Source organism: Micromonospora sp. CA-248089 (assembly GCF_050948515.1).
Classification (GTDB): Bacteria; Actinomycetota; Actinomycetes; order Mycobacteriales; family Micromonosporaceae; genus Micromonospora.
The window spans coordinates 311,399-328,735 of the sequence record NZ_CP192016.1 but is presented as its reverse complement, the minus strand read 5'-3'; the positions used below and the strand labels follow the sequence as shown (position 1 = coordinate 328,735).

At 72.0% G+C, this 17,337-nt stretch carries 14 protein-coding genes; 4 read left to right on the top strand and 10 right to left on the bottom strand.

Translation table 11 applies throughout. The annotated features are described in order from the left end of the window. Window positions 1–32: 32 nt before the first annotated feature. Window positions 33–257: a hypothetical protein gene (locus ACQP26_RS01645; protein WP_269702905.1), complete on the top strand. Its 225-nt coding sequence runs from the start codon at window positions 33–35 to the stop codon at window positions 255–257. Here the strand turns inward: ACQP26_RS01645 and ccsB are convergent. Genes ccsB through hemL form a run of 6 tightly spaced genes read right to left on the bottom strand, consistent with a single transcriptional unit; the run spans window position 223 to window position 6,296 of the window. Next, complete coding sequence (ccsB, locus tag ACQP26_RS01640) at window positions 223–1,200, bottom strand: c-type cytochrome biogenesis protein CcsB (RefSeq protein WP_269702907.1); 978 nt, start codon at window positions 1,198–1,200, stop codon at window positions 223–225. The two genes, ACQP26_RS01645 and ccsB, sit on opposite strands and share 35 nt — an antisense overlap. Next, entirely contained in the window at window positions 1,200–2,819 is a 1,620-nt protein-coding gene (gene resB / locus ACQP26_RS01635; protein ID WP_433494748.1) for a cytochrome c biogenesis protein ResB, read from the bottom strand. Before resB ends, ccsB begins: the two co-directional genes overlap by 1 nt. Next, a complete protein-coding gene (locus tag ACQP26_RS01630; RefSeq protein WP_433494747.1) occupies window positions 2,819–3,733 on the bottom strand; it encodes a cytochrome c biogenesis CcdA family protein in 915 nt (304 codons plus the stop codon). The genes resB and ACQP26_RS01630 overlap by 1 nt, the downstream gene beginning before the upstream one ends. Beyond that, the gene (locus tag ACQP26_RS01625; protein ID WP_269702912.1) at window positions 3,733–4,308 is read right to left on the bottom strand and encodes a TlpA family protein disulfide reductase; all 576 of its coding nucleotides are present in this window, start codon (window positions 4,306–4,308) and stop codon (window positions 3,733–3,735) included. The genes ACQP26_RS01630 and ACQP26_RS01625 overlap by 1 nt, the downstream gene beginning before the upstream one ends. Further along, the gene (locus tag ACQP26_RS01620; RefSeq protein WP_184681158.1) at window positions 4,308–4,955 is read right to left on the bottom strand and encodes a histidine phosphatase family protein; all 648 of its coding nucleotides are present in this window, start codon (window positions 4,953–4,955) and stop codon (window positions 4,308–4,310) included. Before ACQP26_RS01620 ends, ACQP26_RS01625 begins: the two co-directional genes overlap by 1 nt. A 3-nt stretch (window positions 4,956–4,958) precedes the next feature. Beyond that, complete coding sequence (gene hemL / locus ACQP26_RS01615) at window positions 4,959–6,296, bottom strand: glutamate-1-semialdehyde 2,1-aminomutase (protein WP_269702915.1); 1,338 nt, start codon at window positions 6,294–6,296, stop codon at window positions 4,959–4,961. Window positions 6,297–6,442: 146 nt separating this feature from the next. On the opposite strand from hemL, the gene ACQP26_RS01610 reads away from it, so the two are divergent. Further along, the gene (locus ACQP26_RS01610; RefSeq protein WP_013283540.1) at window positions 6,443–6,775 is read left to right on the top strand and encodes an STAS domain-containing protein; all 333 of its coding nucleotides are present in this window, start codon (window positions 6,443–6,445) and stop codon (window positions 6,773–6,775) included. Between the two features lie 86 nt (window positions 6,776–6,861). On the opposite strand, the gene ACQP26_RS01605 is transcribed toward ACQP26_RS01610, so the two are convergent. Next, window positions 6,862–8,454, bottom strand: a complete 1,593-nt coding sequence (locus ACQP26_RS01605; protein ID WP_433494746.1) for an ABC transporter permease — start codon at window positions 8,452–8,454, stop codon at window positions 6,862–6,864. Further along, on the bottom strand, window positions 8,451–9,431 hold the full coding sequence (locus ACQP26_RS01600) for an ABC transporter ATP-binding protein (protein WP_433494745.1): 981 nt from the start codon (window positions 9,429–9,431) through the stop codon (window positions 8,451–8,453). The genes ACQP26_RS01605 and ACQP26_RS01600 overlap by 4 nt, the downstream gene beginning before the upstream one ends. A 53-nt stretch (window positions 9,432–9,484) precedes the next feature. Here ACQP26_RS01600 and ACQP26_RS01595 point away from each other — a divergent pair, with 53 nt between their 5' ends. Beyond that, on the top strand, window positions 9,485–10,009 hold the full coding sequence (locus tag ACQP26_RS01595; protein ID WP_269702921.1) for a GbsR/MarR family transcriptional regulator: 525 nt from the start codon (window positions 9,485–9,487) through the stop codon (window positions 10,007–10,009). A gap of 4 nt (window positions 10,010–10,013) precedes the next feature. On the opposite strand, the gene ACQP26_RS01590 is transcribed toward ACQP26_RS01595, so the two are convergent. Together ACQP26_RS01590 and ACQP26_RS01585 are read right to left on the bottom strand one after the other, a co-directional pair. Next, window positions 10,014–10,571 carry a response regulator gene (locus ACQP26_RS01590; protein ID WP_269702923.1) on the bottom strand — a complete coding sequence of 186 codons (558 nt, stop codon included), beginning with the start codon at window positions 10,569–10,571 and terminating at the stop codon, window positions 10,014–10,016. Further along, window positions 10,568–14,932: a HAMP domain-containing protein gene (locus tag ACQP26_RS01585; protein WP_269702924.1), complete on the bottom strand. Its 4,365-nt coding sequence runs from the start codon at window positions 14,930–14,932 to the stop codon at window positions 10,568–10,570. Before ACQP26_RS01585 ends, ACQP26_RS01590 begins: the two co-directional genes overlap by 4 nt. Window positions 14,933–15,102: 170 nt before the next feature. Here ACQP26_RS01585 and ACQP26_RS01580 point away from each other — a divergent pair, with 170 nt between their 5' ends. Next, window positions 15,103–17,163, top strand: a complete 2,061-nt coding sequence (locus ACQP26_RS01580) for a SpoIIE family protein phosphatase (RefSeq protein WP_281579287.1) — start codon at window positions 15,103–15,105, stop codon at window positions 17,161–17,163. Window positions 17,164–17,337 lie beyond the last annotated feature (174 nt).

Genomic DNA, 17,337 nt, shown 5'->3' with positions numbered 1-17,337 from the left:
CAGCCACGCCGGCGGCGGTTCATCATCGACGGATGGACGACGCATACGTGGTGGGTGACCCGGACGGCCTCAGCCCGCTCCAGTCAGAGATCCGCGACGCGGTGGCCCGCGAGCTGCACGCCCAGTTCGCGCTGCGGGCGGACCGCCTCGAACTGGCCGACCTGCCGGAGGTGGCCTACCAGATCACGCGCCGGGTGGACGAGGTGCTGAGCGCGCGCCCGGTCACTCCACCCCGGCGTACGAGTGCAGACCGGTGAAGAAGAAGTTGACCCCGAACAGGTTCATCATCACGGTCAGGAAGCCCACGATGGCGATCCAGGTGGCCACGTTGCGCTTCACGCTCGGCGTGGCCCGGGCGTGCAGGTAACCCGCGTACACCACCCAGGAGATGAACGCCCAGGTCTCCTTCGGGTCCCAGCCCCAGGCGCGACCCCAGGCCGCCTCGGCCCAGATCGCCCCCGCGATCACCGCGAAGGTGAAGATCGGGAACGAGAAGGCGTGCAGCATGAAGGTCAGCCGCTCCAGCCCGGCCGCCTCCGGGAGGCGGCGGGCCAAGGTGTACGGGAAGCTGCGCCGCCCCTGCTCCCAGCCGGCCCGCATCAGGTACGCGGCGGCGGGCACCACGCCCAGCAGGAAGATGCCCGAGGCGAAGATGATCGTCGAGACGTGGATGATGAACCACCACGACTGCAGCGCCGGCATCAGCGGCTCGATCGGCACGTAGAGCTTCAGCTCGGCGAACGCCAGCAGCAGCACCATGACCAGCGTCAGGAACAGCCCGAGCCGGCGCAGCCACGGCTGCTTCCAGAGCACCACGAGCCAGGCCGCCATGCCGATCCAGGTGCCGGTCAGCACGAACTCGTACATGTTGCCCCAGGGCATCCGGTCGGCGGCGAGGCCCCGGGTGACCACGGCGCCCAGGTGCACGGCGGCGGCCAGCACGGTGAGCCAGGCGGCGATCCGGCCGGCCAGCACTGCCCGGGCGCCGGTGCGGTCCGGCCTCGGCGGCGTAGCCGCGACGGCCGGCTCGTCGACGGTGCCGCCGGCGCCGCCGACGCCCGCGCCCACCAGCTCACGCGCCGGTGCGGCCGCGGGCACCCTCCGCGCGTTGCCCAGCGCGAACTCCACGGCGTGGCTGATCATCGCGATCAGGTACGCCAGGATCGCGAACGCGACCAACTGGTCGGAGAGTGCGGACATCACTCGTCTCCTTCTCGCGCCCGCCGCGCGTCCGGCGCGTCACCGCTCACCGCGGCGACGAGCTGCGCGAACTCGTCGGCGAACCCTGGGTGCTCGGTGCGCGGCAGCCCACCGGCCTCCACCAAACTACTACCGCCCGTCGGAGATCCGCCCTCGGGGGGCGAAACCCGGAACCACACCCGGCGCCGCCGGGCGAACAGCGAGCCCATCAGGCCGAGCAGCAGCGTGCCGCTCGCCACCAGCAGCAACGTCTGCCCGGGCGCGTGCCGGACCGCGAGCGTGACGTACGGCTTGGTGCCGACGAACTCCAGCGTGCTGCCGTCGTCCAGGGTCCACTTCTCCCCCGGCCGCAGCAGCTTGGTGCCGATCTCCTTGAGCTTGCCGTCGTCGATCTGGCTCCGGTCCAGCGCGTAGACCGAGCCGGGGATGCCCGCGTCCAGCCCGAGATTGCCCCGGTACGCGGTCAGGTTCACCATCGGGTTGCGCTCGGCCGGGTACTGCGACGCCACGTACGGCGCGCTCTCCGGCGCGGTGGGCAGGTAGAGCCCGTCGAAGGCGATCTGCTGGTCCGGGGCGCGCGCGCCGGTCTTCGGGTCGACGTTGGCATCCGGGAAGATCGCCACGCCCTCCTCGGTCGCGTTCGAGTCGCCGGTACGCAGGAACGGCGCCTCGCTGGTCTGGCTGCGGCCGTACTTGTCGGTGTACTTCAGCAGCGGCGCGTAGCCGTTGCCGAGCAGGTAGACGTTCGCCGAGCCGAGCCGCAGCGGCGAGTTGACCGAGAATCCGGCGGTCCGCTCCGCGCCACCCGGCTCGTCCACGGTGACGGTGGCCCAGTAGCGGGACGCCTGCCCGGACGGCAGGTAGTCGGCCTCGAACTTCTCCAGCGTCAGGCAGAACGGAGGCAGGTCGGAGCTGTCCACGCGCGGGCCGAGCGACGCCTCGGCGTACTGCTGGCGGGTGTTGCAGAACGCGTTGTCCTCTCCGGCGACCAGGATGCGGTTGCCGTGCCATCCGTACCAGGAACCGAGCGCCACCCCGAGCAGGACGGCGACCAGCGACACGTGGAAGAGCAGGTTGCCGGTCTCCTTGAGGTAGCCCTTCTCGGCGGAGACCTCGTTGCCGCGCACGGTGACCCGCCACCGGCGACGGCGCAGCACCGCCGCGATCGCCTCGGGATCGGCGGCGGCCGGGGCCTCCAGCACCGCGTGCTGGGGCAGCCGGTCGAACCGCCTCGGCGCGGCCGGCGGCCTCATCCGCAGCGCGCGGACGTGGTCCCGGGCGCGGGGCAGGATGCAGCCGATCAGCGAGGTGAACAGCAGCAGGTAGATCGCGGAGAACCAGACCGAGCCGAAGACCTCGAACGCGCCGATCTGGTCCAGCCGGGGCGCGAGGTCGGGGTGGTCGAGGAACCACTGGTTGACGCGTTCCGGGTTCACACCGCGCTGGGGCAGCACCGAGCCGGGGATGGCCGCGATGGCGAGCAGGAACAGCAGGATCAGCGCCGTACGCATGCTGGTGAGCTGCCGCCACGAGTTGCGCAGCAGGGCCAGCACCGGGTTGACCCGTCGCCGGGGCGCCTGCGCGGGTGGGGTCGACGGCCGGTCGTCCACGGTCGTCATCAGATGCTCACCTCGCCCACGCCCACGTTCGTCTGCAGCCAGATCACCACGTTCACCCAGCCGCCGGTGATCAGCGCCAGGCCGATCGCGATCAGCAGCGCGCCGCCGATCCGGGTGACCCAGCGGCTGTTGCGCCGGACGGCGCGGAACACCCCGAGCAGGCGCTGGAAGCCCAGCCCGAAGACGACGAACGGTATCCCCAGCCCGAGGCAGTACGCCACGGCGAGCAGCACCGCGCGATCGGTGCCACCCTCGGTGGCCGCCATGCCGAGCACCGCGCCGAGCGTCGGGCCGGTGCAGGGCAGCCAGCTGAGCGCGAAGACCGCGCCGAGCACCGGCGCGCCGAGCAGCCCGGCGGAGGGCAGCCAGCGGATGCGGAACTCCCGCTGCATGCCGGGGATCACCCCGAGGTAGCCGAGCCCGAGCACCACCACCAGCGCGCCGATGACGATCTCCAGCGTGCGCTCGTACCGGAAGAAGAGCTTGCCGACGCCGGAGAAGAGGATCGCGGTGGCGACGAACACGACTGTGAAGCCGGCGATGAACAGCAGCGTGCCGGCGAGCACGCGGCCCTTGACGGCGGCGGTGGTGCGCTCCGGCGCCGCCCGCTCGGCGACGCTCACGCCGCCTGCGCTGCCGGTGCCACCGGTGCCACCTGCGCCGCCTGCGCTGCCGCCGCCGGCGGTGCCGGTGTTAAGAAGGGGCCCTTCCTCTACCGGAGGCGTTAACAGGGGGCCCTTCCTTGCACCGCCCTCCAGGTCGGAGCCGGCCAAGCCCGTCACGTACGACAGGTAGCCGGGCATCAGCGGGAGCACGCACGGGGACAGGAAGCTGACCAGTCCGGCCAGTGCGGCCGCGCCGACCGCGAGCAGCAGCGGGCCGGACTCGGCGAGCTGCCGGAACGTCTCACCCATCAGCGGGCGCCGTTCGGCGGTGGCGACTCGGCGGCGATGTCCTCGACGATCGGCCGCAGCTCGGCCTGGGTGACGGCCCGCCGGATCACCACGGCGATCCGGCCCTCGCGGTCGAGCACGACGGTGGCCGGGGTGGTGTTCGGCGGGATGTCGAAGTTCAGCGCCTGCCGGCTGGCCGGGTCGAAGATGCTCGGGTACGTGACCCGGCCCTCCTCGAAGGCGATCGCCTTGTCCTTGCTGTCCTGCACGTTGATGCCGAGGAACGTCACGCCGGAGCCCTTGGTGGCCTGGTAGGTGGCCTCCAGGTCGTCGGCCTCGGCGCGGCAGGGCGCGCACCAGGAGCCCCAGAAGTTGACCACGACGACCTGGCCGCGGTCCCGGGAGATGTCGTAGCTGCCACCGGTGAGCAGGTCACCGCTCACCTTCGGCGTCTTGGAGCGCTGGTCCGGGGCACAGGTGACGGTGGAGCCGTCGGCGGCACACCGGCTCTCCTGGCTGTCGGAGGAGCAGCCGACCAGCGCCGTACCGGCGGTGACGGCGGCGAGCAGGGCGGCGGCGAGCCTCCGGGTGAGCATCAGGCCCCCTTGGCCGTCCGGGCGGTCGGCGAGATCGAGACGAGGTGGGCCGCCGGCTCGGAGTACCCGATACCGACGATCTTGGCGCCGTCGAAGTGGAACGAGGTGAGGCTGGCCAGGCCGCACTGGCGGCGGCGCGGGTCGTGCCAGAGACGCTTGCGTTCGACGTGCCGGCGCAGCGTCCAGATCGGGAGCTGGTGCGACACGAGCACCGCCTCGCGCCCCTCGGCGGCGACGCGGGCGGCGTGCAGCGCGGCGAACATGCGCTCGGCGATGACCCGGTACGCCTCGCCCCAGGACGGGGTCACCGGGTCGCGCAGCACCCACCAGTTGCGCGGGTCGCGGAACGAGCCGTCACCGGGCGAGACCTTCTTGCCCTCGAACCAGTTCGCGCTCTCGATCAGGCGCTCGTCGACGCCGACGGAGAGACCGAACTGCGCCGCGATCGGCTCGGCGGTCTGCTGGGCGCGCTCCAGCGGGCTGGCCACCACGTGCACGACGGTCCGGTCGGCGAGCGCCTGCGCCGCCGCCTTGGCCATCTGCACGCCCAGCTCGGAGAGGCGGAACCCGGGCAGGCGGCCGTAGAGGATGCCGTCCGGGTTGTGCACCTCACCGTGCCGCAGCACGTGCACCACTGTCTCCGCCATGAGTTATCCCCCGCTTCCCGCCGCTGCCGCCGCCCGCGCCGCCACCGGCAGGGCGGCGGCGATCTGCTCCCACGCCGCGTCGTCGATCGCGGTCGAGACGAACCACGACTCGAACGCGCTCGGCGGCAGGTAGACGCCGGCGGCGAGCATCGCGTGGAAGAACGCCTTGAACGCCGGCACCACCTGGGTGCGGGCGCTGTCGTAGTCGTGCACGTCCGCGTCGGTGAAGAAGACCGAGAACATGTTGCCCGCGGTGGAGAGCCGGTGCGGCACTCCCGCCGCGGACAGCGCCTCGGTGGTGAGCTTGCCGAGCGCGGCGGCGGTCTCGTCGAGCCGCCGGTAGAGCGCGTCGTCGGCCAGCCGCAGCGTGGCCAGCCCGGCCGCGCAGGCCAGCGGGTTACCGGAGAGCGTGCCGGCCTGGTAGACCGGGCCGGCCGGGGCGAGTCTCGCCATGATCTCCGCGCGCCCGCCGAACGCCGCCGCGGGCAGGCCACCACCCATGACCTTCCCGTACGTCCACAGGTCCGCGTCCGACGGGTCGAGGCCGTGCCATCCGGCGCGGGACACCCGGAACCCGGTCATTACCTCGTCGACGATGAGCAGCGCGCCGTTGGCGTGGGCGATCCGGGCCAGCTCGGCGTTGAAGCCGTCGCGGGGCGCGATCACACCCATGTTGCCGGCCGCGGCCTCGGTGATGATCGCCGCGATGTGCTGCCCCTCGGCGGCGAACGCCTCCTCGACCGCGCGCAGGTCGTTGTACGGCAGCACGATGGTGTCGCCCGCCGCCGCGCCGGTCACGCCGGGCGAGTCGGGGAGGCCGAAGGTGGCCACGCCAGAACCGGCGGCGGCGAGCAGCGCGTCCGAGTGGCCGTGGTAGCAGCCGGAGAACTTGATGATCTTGGCGCGGCCGGTGAAGCCGCGGGCCAGCCGGATCGCCGACATGGTCGCCTCGGTGCCGGAGTTGACCAGGCGCACCTGCTCCACCGGCGTCCGCGCGATGATCTCCTCGGCCAGGTCCACCTCACCCGGCGTCGGCGTGCCGAAGCTGGTGCCGAGCGCCGCCGCCTCGCGCAGCGCCTCCACCACCGCCGGGTGCGCGTGGCCGAGGATCAGCGGGCCCCAGGAACAGACCAGGTCGACGTAGCGACGACCGTCGGCATCGAAGAGCCACGGCCCCTCCCCCCGGACCATGAAGCGCGGGGTGCCGCCGACGGCACGGAACGCGCGCACAGGAGAGTTGACCCCGCCGGGCACGACGGCCTTGGCGCGGTCGAACAGGGCCTCGGAGGCCGGGGCGTCGGCCGGGTAGCGGCCGGATCCGGCGGAATGCGTCTCGGTCACGATGAGGCCATTGTGTCAGCGCCGGAGTGCTGCCTGGCAGGCACCCCGCGGCGGGGGTTACCAGGCTCACCCGCCTGAGCGGCGCGACGGGCCGACGGCGATCCGCTCGACAGGACCGCTGGTCGAGATCGCGATAGGCTGACCGGGTGGATCGTGCCGAACTGTCCATCACCGTACACCGGACGGGTGACGAAGCCGTGCTTCGCCTGGCCGGTGAGATCGACATGCTCACGGCCGCCCAGCTCTCGACGGTGGTCAACGAGGTGCTGGCGGATCCGCCCCCGCGCATCGTGCTCGACCTGGCCGGGGTCACGTTCTGTGACTCGCAGGGCCTCGGCACGCTGGTGGTGCTCAGCCGCAAGGCCAGTCACACCCAGTGCCTGCTGATGCTCACCAACGTCGGCGACTTCCTGATCCGCGTCCTGGACATCACCGGCCTCCGCAGCGCCCTGATGATCCGCAACGAAGCCACCCCGTAGGCCCTCCCCCGCGATCTTGCACTTGCGGCCCTCGGCGAGGGTGATTCACCCCTTTCGCCGGGGCCACAAGTGCAAGATCAACGCGTTCAGAGGACGGGGATGTCGCGGCGGCGGAACGTCAGCAGGCCCGCTGTGGCCAGGGTCACCGCCAGGGCCGTGAGGACGTAGAGCGGGGTGGCGGTCCAGCTGTCGCGCAGCACCTGGGGGGTGTGCGTGAACGGGGACACGTCCAGCAGCCACTGGTCCAGCTCCAGCACGGCGCCGAGCTGCCCGAGCAGCACGCAGACCGCCAGCACCACCCACGCGGCCGACGCGAGCCGGGGCAGCAGGCCGTAGAGCAGCACGGCGAGCCCGGCCAGCACCCATGCCGCCGGCACCTGAGCCAGCCCGGCGGCGAGCATCCGGCCCAGCTGGCGGGGCACGTCGCCGGTGCTCACGCCGTACGTGAGGCCGGTCGCCAACCCGGTCACCGCGAGCACCACCACCGGGCCGAGCAGCGCGAACGTCACGTGGGAGAGCAGCCAGGTCGAGCGCCGCGTACCGGTGGCGAGCACCGGCTCCGCGTGCCCGGCGGACTCCTCCGCGCGCATCCGCAGCGCCGCCTGGATGCCGTACCCGGCGGCGGCGAGCCCGGCCAGGCTCAACGTGACCCCCAGGTACGCGTCGGCCATGCCGGACGCCCCGCCGAGCCGGGCCACGATCTCCTCCATCCGCGGGCTCCCCTCGACCGACCGGCCGGCCGCCTCGGCGGCGCCCCCGAGGATCAGCCCGAGCAGGCCGAACCCGACCGACCACCAGAGGATCTGCCCCCGGTGCAGCCGCCAGGCCAGCCCGAACGGACCGGACAACGCGCCGCCCGCGCCGGCCGGGCCGAGCCGGGGCGGCAGCACGCCCGCGCCCAGGTCGCGGCGGACCGAGATCGGGTACGCGAGCACGGCGAGCAGCACCGTCGCGGCCAGCGGCAGCAGCAGCACCCACCACCGCTCCCCCTCGTACGGCCGGACGCGCGCGGCCCAGCCCAGCGGGGACAGCCAGCTCGGCCAGTCGTTGCCGGCGGTGTCCCCGGCCAGGCGCAGCCCGAACGCAGCGCCGAGACCGGCGAGGCCGATGCCCCGCGCCCCACCCGCGGTCTCGGTGAGCTGGGCGGCCAGCCCGCCGAGCGTGGCGAAGACCACGCCGGTCAGCACGGTGACCAGCCCGTACGCGAGCGAGCCACCGACCGGCAGCCCGGTCGAGATCAGCCCGGCGGCGGTGAGCAGCCCGAGCACCAGGTCTGCGGCGTACGTGACGAGCAGCGCGGCGGTCAGCCCGGCGTGCCGCCCGAGAACGCTGCCGCCGAGCAGTTCCCGCCGCCCTGCTTCTTCCTCGGTGCGGGTGTGCCGGATGACCGTGAGCAGGCTCGCCAGCGCGACGATGAGCAGCAGGAAGCCGCTGCGCTGGGCGGTCAGCCCGCCGATGCTGTCGCCGTACGCCGGGCCGAGCAGCGCGACGATGGACGGGTTGCGGGCGGTGCCCTCCAGGTACGCGGCCCGCTCGGCGGCGGTCGGGAACAGCTCGAAGTAGCTGGCCGCGTACGTCGTCGGCAGCACCGCGAGGATCAGCACCCACAGCGGCAGCAGGAGGCGGTCCCGGCGCAGGATCAGCCGGACCAGGTGGCGCGTGCCGGTGAGCGTGCTCATGACCGGTCCGCCGTCTCGGGGCGCGCCGCGTCGGAGGAGGACGCCGCGCCGGAGGAGGACGCCACGCCGGAGGAGGACGTCGCGTCGGAGGAGGACGCCGTCTCGTAGTGCCGCAGGAACAGTTCCTCGAGCGTCGGCGGCGTGCTGACCAGGCTGCGGACGCCGAGTTCGGTGAGCCGGCGCAGCGCGGCGTCGAGCGACGCGGTGTCGACGTCGAACCGGACCCGCTGCCCGTCCACCCGCAGGTCGTGCACGCCGGGCAGGTCGGCCAGGCCGTCGAGTGGCGCGGTGACCTCGGCGTCGATCGCGGTGCGGTGCAGGTGGCGCAGGTCGCCGAGCGTGCCGGACTCCACCGTCCGGCCGGCCCGGATGATCGTCACCCGGTCGCAGAGCGCCTCCACCTCGGCCAGGATGTGGCTGGACAGCAGCACGGTGCGCCCGTCCTGGACGGCCCGGCGGACCCAGTGCTGGAAGACCTCCTCCATCAGCGGGTCGAGCCCGGAGGTCGGCTCGTCGAGGATGAGCAGGTCGACATCGGAGGCGAGCGCGGCGACCAGGCCGACCTTCTGCCGGTTGCCCTTGGAGTAGGTGCGGCCCTTCTTGCGCGGGTCCAGCTCGAACGACTCCAGCAGCTCGGCGCGGCGTTTCGGGTCGAGCCCGCCGCGCAGCCGGCCGAGCAGGTCGATCACCTCGCCGCCGCTGAGGCCGGGCCAGAGCGTGACGTCGCCGGGCACGTACGCGAGGCGGCGGTGCAGCGCCACCGCGTCCCGCCAGGGGTCGCCGCCCAGCAGTCGGGCGGCCCCCGCGTCCGCCCGCAGCAGGCCGAGCAGCACCCGGATGGTGGTCGACTTGCCGGAGCCGTTCGGGCCCAGGAAGCCGTGCACCTCCCCGGTGCGGACGGTCAGGTCGAGCCCGTCGAGGGCCCGGGTGCGGCCGAAGGTCTTCACCAGGCCGGACACATCGATTGCCGTTTCCATGCTTCAGAAGTTACGCTCGTTTCACAAACTTGTGAAGACTGTAGGGTCACGGGGTGAGTGTCGAGGAGCCGACCATGAACGTGCCGTCCCGTCACGACGAGGAGGAGGTCCACCTCTTCATCGAGCGGATGGCGATGGCCTTCGCCGACGTGGGCTTCCCCCGGATGGCCGCCCGGGTCCTGTTCACGGTGATGAGCGCCGACGACCCGCTCACCGCCGGCGAGATCGCCGAGCGGCTCGGCGTCAGCGCGGCGGCGGTCAGCGGCGCGGTGCGCTACCTGACCCAGTTCGCCATGCTGGTCCGCGAGCCGGTCAAGGGGTCCCGGCGCGACCGCTACCGGATGCCGGACAACCCCTGGTACGAGGCGACGATCACCAAGACCACGCTCTACAAGAACTTCATCGACATCGCCGCCGGCGGGGTCGACGCGCTGCACGGCCGCAGCACCCCGGCCGGTGAACGGGTGGCCGAGATGCGCGACTTCTTCCTCTTCGTACAGGAGGAACTGGAATCGCTCGGCGACCGCTGGCGGGCCCGGCGGGCCGCGACCGGGCACGGCGGCCCGGCCGGCGGCTGAACCGTCAGCGGGTGTTGCCCCAGCGCGCCTGCTCCAGCAACTCCACCGCGCGGTCCCGGGTGGACGGGTCGTCGTCGGCGCGCAGCATCGCTGTCGCCTCGTCCACCGCGTCGGTCAGGTGCCGCCACTGCAGGTCCCGCTCCCGCACCAGGTCCGACTGGGCGGCGAGCTGCCGCGTCTTCACCCACAGGTCGACGAAGACCGTCACCTTGGCCCGCAGCACCCACGGGTCGAACGGCTTGGTCAGGTAGTCGACCGCGCCGGCCGCGTAGCCGCGCAGCGCGAGCTGGGCGTCCTTGTCCGCGGCGGTCAGGAAGATGATCGGTACGTGCCGGGTGCGCTCGCGCCGCTTGATGTGGGTGGCGGTCTCGAACCCGTCCATGTCCGGCATCTGGGCGTCCAGCAGGATCACCGCGAAGTCGTCCACCAGGAGCTGCTTGAGCGCCGCCTCGCCGCTCTCCACCGCGACCGACTGCACCGGGAGGCCCTGGAGGATCGCCTCCAGCGCCATCAGGTTCTCCCGCCGGTCGTCCACCAGCAGGGCCTTGGCCGTCTGCGTCACGCGTTCTCCTCGCCTCGGCTCCGGCCGATCCAGGACGCCATCAGTTCGATCAGCTCGTCCAGGTCCACCGGCTTGGTGATGTAGTCGCTGCCGCCGGCGCCGAGCGCCGACTCCCGGTCGCCGGGCATCGCCTTGGCGGTCAGGAAGACGATCGGCAGGTCCGCGAACCGGTGGTTGCGGCGGATCTGCGCTGTCGTCTCGTACCCGTCCTGGTCCGGCATCATGGCGTCCATCAGGACGATGTCCACCTCCGGGTGCTCGGCGAGCTGGCGGACGCCGTCCGCCCCGTTGTCCGAGTACAACACGGTCATCCCGTGCAGTTCCAACGCGGACGTCAGCGCGAACACGTTCCGCACGTCGTCGTCGATGATCAACACGGTCACGCCGTCCAGGCGCCGGGTCGCGGGCGTCTCCTGCGGCTGCGGCAGCTCCATGGGCATGAGCAGCGACGACGGCAGGCCCGCGCGGCTCGGCGACGGTGGCGCCGGTGCCACCACCGCGTCCGGCGCCAGCACGTCGGGTACGAACAGAGTGAACGTCGAACCCTGACCGGGCGCGGACGAGACGGTGATCGTGCCGCCGAGCAGGCGGGCCAGGTCACGGCTGATGGACAGCCCGAGACCGGTGCCGCCGTACCGCCGGCTGGTGGTGCCGTCCGCCTGCTGGAACGCCTCGAAGATCAGCGACAGCTTGTCGTCGGAGATCCCGATGCCGGTGTCGATCACGGTGAACGCGATCACCCGCTGCGCGTTCGTCAGCGCCGGTACGTCGAAGACGGCGTTCTCGGCCGCCGGGCCGATGCGCAGCGTCACGGCGCCGTTGTCGGTGAACTTCACCGCGTTGGACAGCAGGTTGCGCAGGATCTGCTGCAACCGCTGGGCGTCGGTGACCAGCGCGGGCGGCAGGTCCTGGCTCACCCGTACCTGGAAGTCCAGGCCCTTCTCCTCGGCCTGCGGCGCGAACGCCTGCTCGACGTAGCTCCGGATCTCGGCGAACTGGATCTCGGTGGGCTCCACGTCCATCCGGCCCGCCTCGATCTTCGACAGGTCGAGGATGTCGTCGATCAGCGACAGCAGGTCCGACCCGGCGCCGTGGATGGTCCGGGCGAACTCGATCTGCTTCGCGCTGAGGTTGCGCTCCGGGTTCTCGGCGAGCAGCCGGGCCAGCAGGAGCAGCGAGTTCAGCGGCGTCCGCAGCTCGTGGCTCATGTTCGCCAGGAACTCAGACTTGTACGCCGAGGCCCGGGTGAGCTGTTGCGCCTTCTCCTCCAGGCCGAGGCGGGCCAGCTCGATCTCCCGGTTCTGCGTCTCGATGTTGGCCTTCTGCTCGGACAGGAGCTTCGCCTTGTCCTCCAGCTCGGCGTTGGTGCGCTGCAACTCGGCCGACTGGTCCTGCATCTCGTGCGCCAGCCGCTGCGACTGCGCCAGCAGCTCCTCCGTACGCCGGTTGGCCTGGATGGTGTTGACCGCGACGCCGATGGTGAGCACCAGCCGCTCCAGGAACGCCAGGTGCAGCTCGGAGAAGGTGGCCACGCCGGCGAACTCGATCACGCCGAGCAGCTCGCCCTCGAACTGGACCGGCAGCACCACCAGGTCGGCCGGGGGCGTGTCGGCCAGCCCGGACCGGACGACGAGGCGCCCGTCCGGCTGCGCCTTCACCCGGATCGTCCGGCGCGACAGGGCGGCCTGCCCGACCAGCCCCTCACCCGGGCCGAACGTGACGTCGTGGCCGCGTGCCACGTACCCGTAGGAGGCGGTGAGCCGCAGCCGCATGCTGCCCTCGGAGCTGTCCGCCAGGAAGAACGCGCCGAGCTGCGCGTCCACCAGCGGGGTCACCTCCTGCATGATCATCCGACAGACCTCGCCCAGGTCGCGCTGGCCCTGCAGCAGACCACCGATCCGGGCCAGGTTCGAGTCGAGCCAGCCCTGCTCGGCGTTCTTCTTCGTCGTCTCCCGGAGGGTGACGATCATCTGGTTGATGTTGTCCTTCAGCTCGGCGACCTCGCCCTGCGCCTTCACGTTGATCCGCTGGGTCAGGTCGCCGCGGGTCACCGACGTGGAGACCTGCGCGATCGCGCGCAACTGCGTGGTCAGGGTCGAGGCGAGCTGGTTGACGTTCTCGGTGAGGTCACGCCACGTACCGGAGACGCCCTTGACCTGGGCCTGACCACCCAGCTTGCCCTCGGTGCCCACCTCGCGCGCCACGCGCGTGACCTCGTCGGCGAACGACGACAGCTGGTCCACCATCGTGTTGACGGTGTTCTTCAGCTCGAGGATCTCGCCCTGCGCGTCCACTGTGATCTTCTGACCGAGGTCGCCGTTCGCCACGGCGGTGGTGACCGAGGCGATGTTCCGCACCTGGCTGGTCAGGTTCGACGCCATCGAGTTCACGTTGTCGGTCAGGTCACGCCACGTACCCGAGACGCCCTTGACCTGGGCCTGACCACCCAGCTTGCCCTCGGTACCCACCTCGCGCGCCACGCGCGTCACCTCGTCGGCGAACGACGAGAGCTGGTCCACCATCGTGTTGACAGTGGACTTCAGCTCCAGGATCTCGCCCTGCGCGTCCACGGTGATCTTCTGCGACAGGTCACCCTTGGCGACAGCTGTCGACACCTGGGCGATGTTGCGCACCTGCGCGGTCAGGTTCGACGCCATCGAGTTCACGTTGTCGGTCAGATCCCGCCAGGTGCCGGCGACGCCGCGCACCTGGGCCTGGCCGCCGAGCTTGCCCTCGGTACCCACCTCGCGCGCCACCCGCGTGACCTCGTCGGCGAACGACGACAGCTGGTCCACCATCGTGTTGACAGTGGACTTCAGCTCCAGAATCTCGCCCCGGGCGTCCACGGTGATCTTCTGACCGAGGTCGCCCTTGGCCACCGCCGTGGTGACCGAGGCGATGTTCCGCACCTGGCTGGTCAGGTTCGACGCCATCGAGTTCACGTTGTCGGTCAGGTCACGCCACGTACCCGAGACGCCCTTGACCTGGGCCTGACCACCCAGCTTGCCCTCGGTACCCACCTCGCGCGCCACGCGCGTCACCTCGTCGGCGAACGACGACAGCTGGTCCACCATCGTGTTCACGGTGTTCTTCAGCTCGAGGATCTCGCCCTGCGCGTCCACGGTGATCTTCTGCGACAGGTCGCCCTTCGCCACCGCCGTGGAGACCTGGGAGATGTTGCGGACCTGGCTGGTCAGGTTGCCGGCGAGCTGGTTGACGTTCTCGGTGAGGTCACGCCAGGTGCCGGAGACGCCGCGCACCTGCGCCTGGCCGCCCAGCTTGCCCTCGATGCCCACCTCACGGGCCACCCGCGTGACCTCGTCGGCGAACGACGACAGCTGGTCCACCATCGTGTTCACGGTGTCCTTCAGCTCCAGGATCTCGCCCTGGGCCGCCACCGTGATCTTCTGCGACAGGTCGCCCTTCGCGACCGCCGTCGACACCTGGGCGATGTTGCGCACCTGCGCGGTCAGGTTCGACGCCATCGAGTTGACGTTGTCGGTCAGGTCCTTCCAGGTGCCGGCCACGCCCGGCACCTCGGCCTGCCCGCCCAGCTTGCCCTCGGTGCCCACCTCGCGGGCCACCCGGGTCACCTGCTCGGCGAACAGCCGCAGCGTGTCGGTGAGCGAGTTCATCGTGTCGGCCAGCTCGGCCACCTCGCCGCGCGCCCCGACCGTGATCTTCTGCGACAGGTCGCCCTTCGCGACGGCTGTCGCCACCTGGGAGATCGACCGCACCTGCCCGGTGAGGTTCGACGCCATGGTGTTCACCGAGTCGGTGAGGTCCTTCCAGGTGCCGGCCACCCCGCGTACGTCGGCCTGCCCGCCCAGCTTGCCCTCGGTGCCCACCTCGCGGGCCACCCGGGTCACCTCGTCCGCGAACGACGACAGCTGGTCCACCATCGTGTTCACGGTCCGGCCGATGCGCAGGTACTCACCGCGCAACGGACGGCCGTCGATCTCCAACGCCATGTGCTGGGACAGGTCGCCGTCGGCCACCGCCACGATGACCCGGGCGATCTCGGTGGTCGGCCGACCCAGGTCGTCGATGAGCGAGTTGACCGCCCGCTGCCCCTCCGCCCAGGAGCCGTCCAGGCCCTCGTCGTCCAGCCGCTCGGTGAGCCGGCCGTCGCGGCCGACGATCCGGCTGATCCGCCGCAGGTCGAGGTGCTGCCGTTCCTGCAACGACACCACGTCGTTGAAGGCGTCGGCGACCTCACCGGGCAGACCCGCCCGCCGGGGCAGGCGCACCCGCAGATCGCCGCGCCCCACCCGGCGCAACGCCTCGACCAGTTCGCCGAGGAGCACCTCGTGGTCGGACGCGGACGGGTCAGCGGTCACCGACTGATTCACCGTGGCCATCGTTCCTCGCTCCGCTCGGGCTCGTGCGGTCACACGGGCCATCCCATCATTGTGCCGCGCGATCCGTCGAGGTCACCGCGTGTGATCGCGCGTCACGTGCGGTATCGACCCGGGTTGTGGGTTCCCCGGGACGCTTGGCACCCGGGGCAGGCGCGGTGGAGGATACGAAGGTGTCAGCGGAGGCAGGGCCGGCCAGCGGCGGCGCGGACGAGCGCGTCCGCCGGGTCCGCCTCCCCGCCGACCGCCGCACCCCCGCGGCGGCCCGCGCGCTGGTCCGCACCATGCTCCTCGAAGCGCGGCTGCCCGAACTGCTGAACGAGGCGCTGCTGCTCACCACCGAGCTGACCACGAATGCCGTCGAGCACGCGCGCACCGAACTGGACATCGAAGTCGACACCGACCGCGACGGCCTCACCGTCACCGTCACCGACTTCGCCTCCGGCCCGGTGGACGAGCTGATCGTGGGCGTGCGCAACACCACGTCCGACATCACCGAGGTCGCCGCCAGAGGGCGCGGGCTGCTGCTCGTCGACCACTTCTCCAGCCGGTGGGGCACCACATACCTGCCCACCGGCAAGGGCGTCTGGTTCCGGCTCGACCGGCCCGGTCCGGGTGGGTCCGCCCGGCCGTCGGCCGGCCCGCTGCGGGTCGTCGAACCGGAACGGGCCGGCGACGGTACGCCGAGCGCCGCGGCCATGAGCGACCTGATGCAGCTCACCCCGGACGCGTACGCCGACGAGCCGCTGCCCGAGTTCGCGGTCGGGCTGCTGACCCGGGTCGCCGAGATGGTGGGCGCCGCCGGTGGCACCGTCCGGCTCGACCGGGGCGACGGACTCGGCACCCAGGTCTTCGCCCGGTACGGCCGGCCGCCACGCGAGGGCAACGAGCTGCTGCGCGTCCCGCTCGCCGTGCACCGGCCGTACGCCGGTGAGCTGGAGCTGGACGCGGCGCCCTCGGCGTACGCCCGGCCGCTGGCCGTACTGGCCGCCGAGCGGCTGTCGCTGCACCTGGAGAACGACCGGCTGCGCCGCGCCGACGTACGCCGGTCCACCTGGCTGACGTTCCTCGCCGAGGCCAGCGAACTGCTCGCCCAGTCGCTGGACGTCGAACTGACCATGGCGCTCGTCCCGCAGCTCGTGGTGCCCCGGCTCGGCCAGTGGTGCGCCGTGCACACCACAGACGAGTGGGGCCGCCTGCGCCTGGCCGCGTCGAGTCACGCCGACGAGGCGATGCTGCCGCAGCTGCACCGAATCCTCCAGGAGACCGGCCCGGACTCGATCCAGTCGCGGCTGCGCGAGGCGTCCCGCAACGCCGCCCAGGTGCCGCTCGGCGGGCCGATGGAGGGCTTCGCCGTACCGTTGATCGCCCGTGGCCAACGGCTCGGCACCCTCGCCGTGGGCCGGCACCAGCGGCACCGGCACGACCCGGACGAGGTCTCGGTGCTGGAGGACGTGGCCCGCCGCGCCGCCCTCGCCATCGAGAACGCCCGCATCCACGCCGAGCGCCGCCGGGTCGCCCAGACGCTCCAGCAGTCGCTGCTGCCGCCGGTGCTCCCGGTGGTCGAGGGCATCGGCTTCGCCGCCGAGTACGTCCCGACCGGCGACGACGCGGAGGTCGGCGGCGACTTCTACGACGTGCTCCCGCTGCCGGACGGCCGCTGGCTCGTGGTGGTCGGCGACGTGTCCGGCAAGGGCGTGCAGGCCGCCGCCGTGACCGGGCTGGTCCGGGACGTGATCCGGGTGCTCGTCGGCGACGGCAAACCGCTGCCCGAGGTGCTCGGCCGGCTCAACGAGACGCTCGTCGAACGTGGCGGCGGACGCTACTGCACGCTGGCGCTGGCGGCTGTCGCTCCCGGCGACGGCGACCAGCTCGACGTCTCGCTGCACCTGGCCGGCCACGACCGCCCGGTGCTGCTGCACGGCGGTGGCGGGGCGACGTTCGTCGGGGCGGGCGGTACGGCGCTGGGCCTGCTCGACACGATCACCACACCGACCGCCGAGCTGACGCTCAAGCCCGGCGACGCGCTGATCTTCTACACCGACGGGGTCACCGAGCGGCGGCGCGGACGGGAGCTGTTCGGCACCGAGCGGCTGCGCGAGTCGGCGGCGCCGCTGGCCGGGTACTCGGCCGACGTGGTGGCCGCACGGCTGCGCGCCGCCACCATCGCCTTCTCGGTCGAGCCCCCACGCGACGACATTGCCATCCTGGTCCTCCGAAACGACACCCCCTAGCCCTCCCGGTCCCCGCGCCCGGCCCCGTCCGGTCCCCGCGCTCGGCCCCCGGGCGCCCGATCTCGGTTGATCATGAAGTTGGCCGCCCAATTCGCCCGATTCCTCCACGCCAACTTCATGATCAACGCGCTCCGGCACGCCACGGACACCTCAGCCCGCCCGCAGTCGCGCTCC

Coding starts and splice junctions, on each gene's coding strand:
- ACQP26_RS01605 (WP_433494746.1), bottom strand. CDS start 8,454: ATGAGCACGCTCACCGGCACGCGCCACCTGGTCCGGCTGATCCTGCGC.
- ACQP26_RS01645 (WP_269702905.1), top strand. CDS start 33: ATGGACGACGCATACGTGGTGGGTGACCCGGACGGCCTCAGCCCGCTC.
- ACQP26_RS01620 (WP_184681158.1), bottom strand. CDS start 4,955: ATGGCGGAGACAGTGGTGCACGTGCTGCGGCACGGTGAGGTGCACAAC.
- ACQP26_RS01585 (WP_269702924.1), bottom strand. CDS start 14,932: ATGGCCACGGTGAATCAGTCGGTGACCGCTGACCCGTCCGCGTCCGAC.
- resB (WP_433494748.1), bottom strand. CDS start 2,819: ATGACGACCGTGGACGACCGGCCGTCGACCCCACCCGCGCAGGCGCCC.
- ACQP26_RS01600 (WP_433494745.1), bottom strand. CDS start 9,431: ATGGAAACGGCAATCGATGTGTCCGGCCTGGTGAAGACCTTCGGCCGC.
- ccsB (WP_269702907.1), bottom strand. CDS start 1,200: ATGTCCGCACTCTCCGACCAGTTGGTCGCGTTCGCGATCCTGGCGTAC.
- ACQP26_RS01625 (WP_269702912.1), bottom strand. CDS start 4,308: ATGCTCACCCGGAGGCTCGCCGCCGCCCTGCTCGCCGCCGTCACCGCC.
- ACQP26_RS01630 (WP_433494747.1), bottom strand. CDS start 3,733: ATGGGTGAGACGTTCCGGCAGCTCGCCGAGTCCGGCCCGCTGCTGCTC.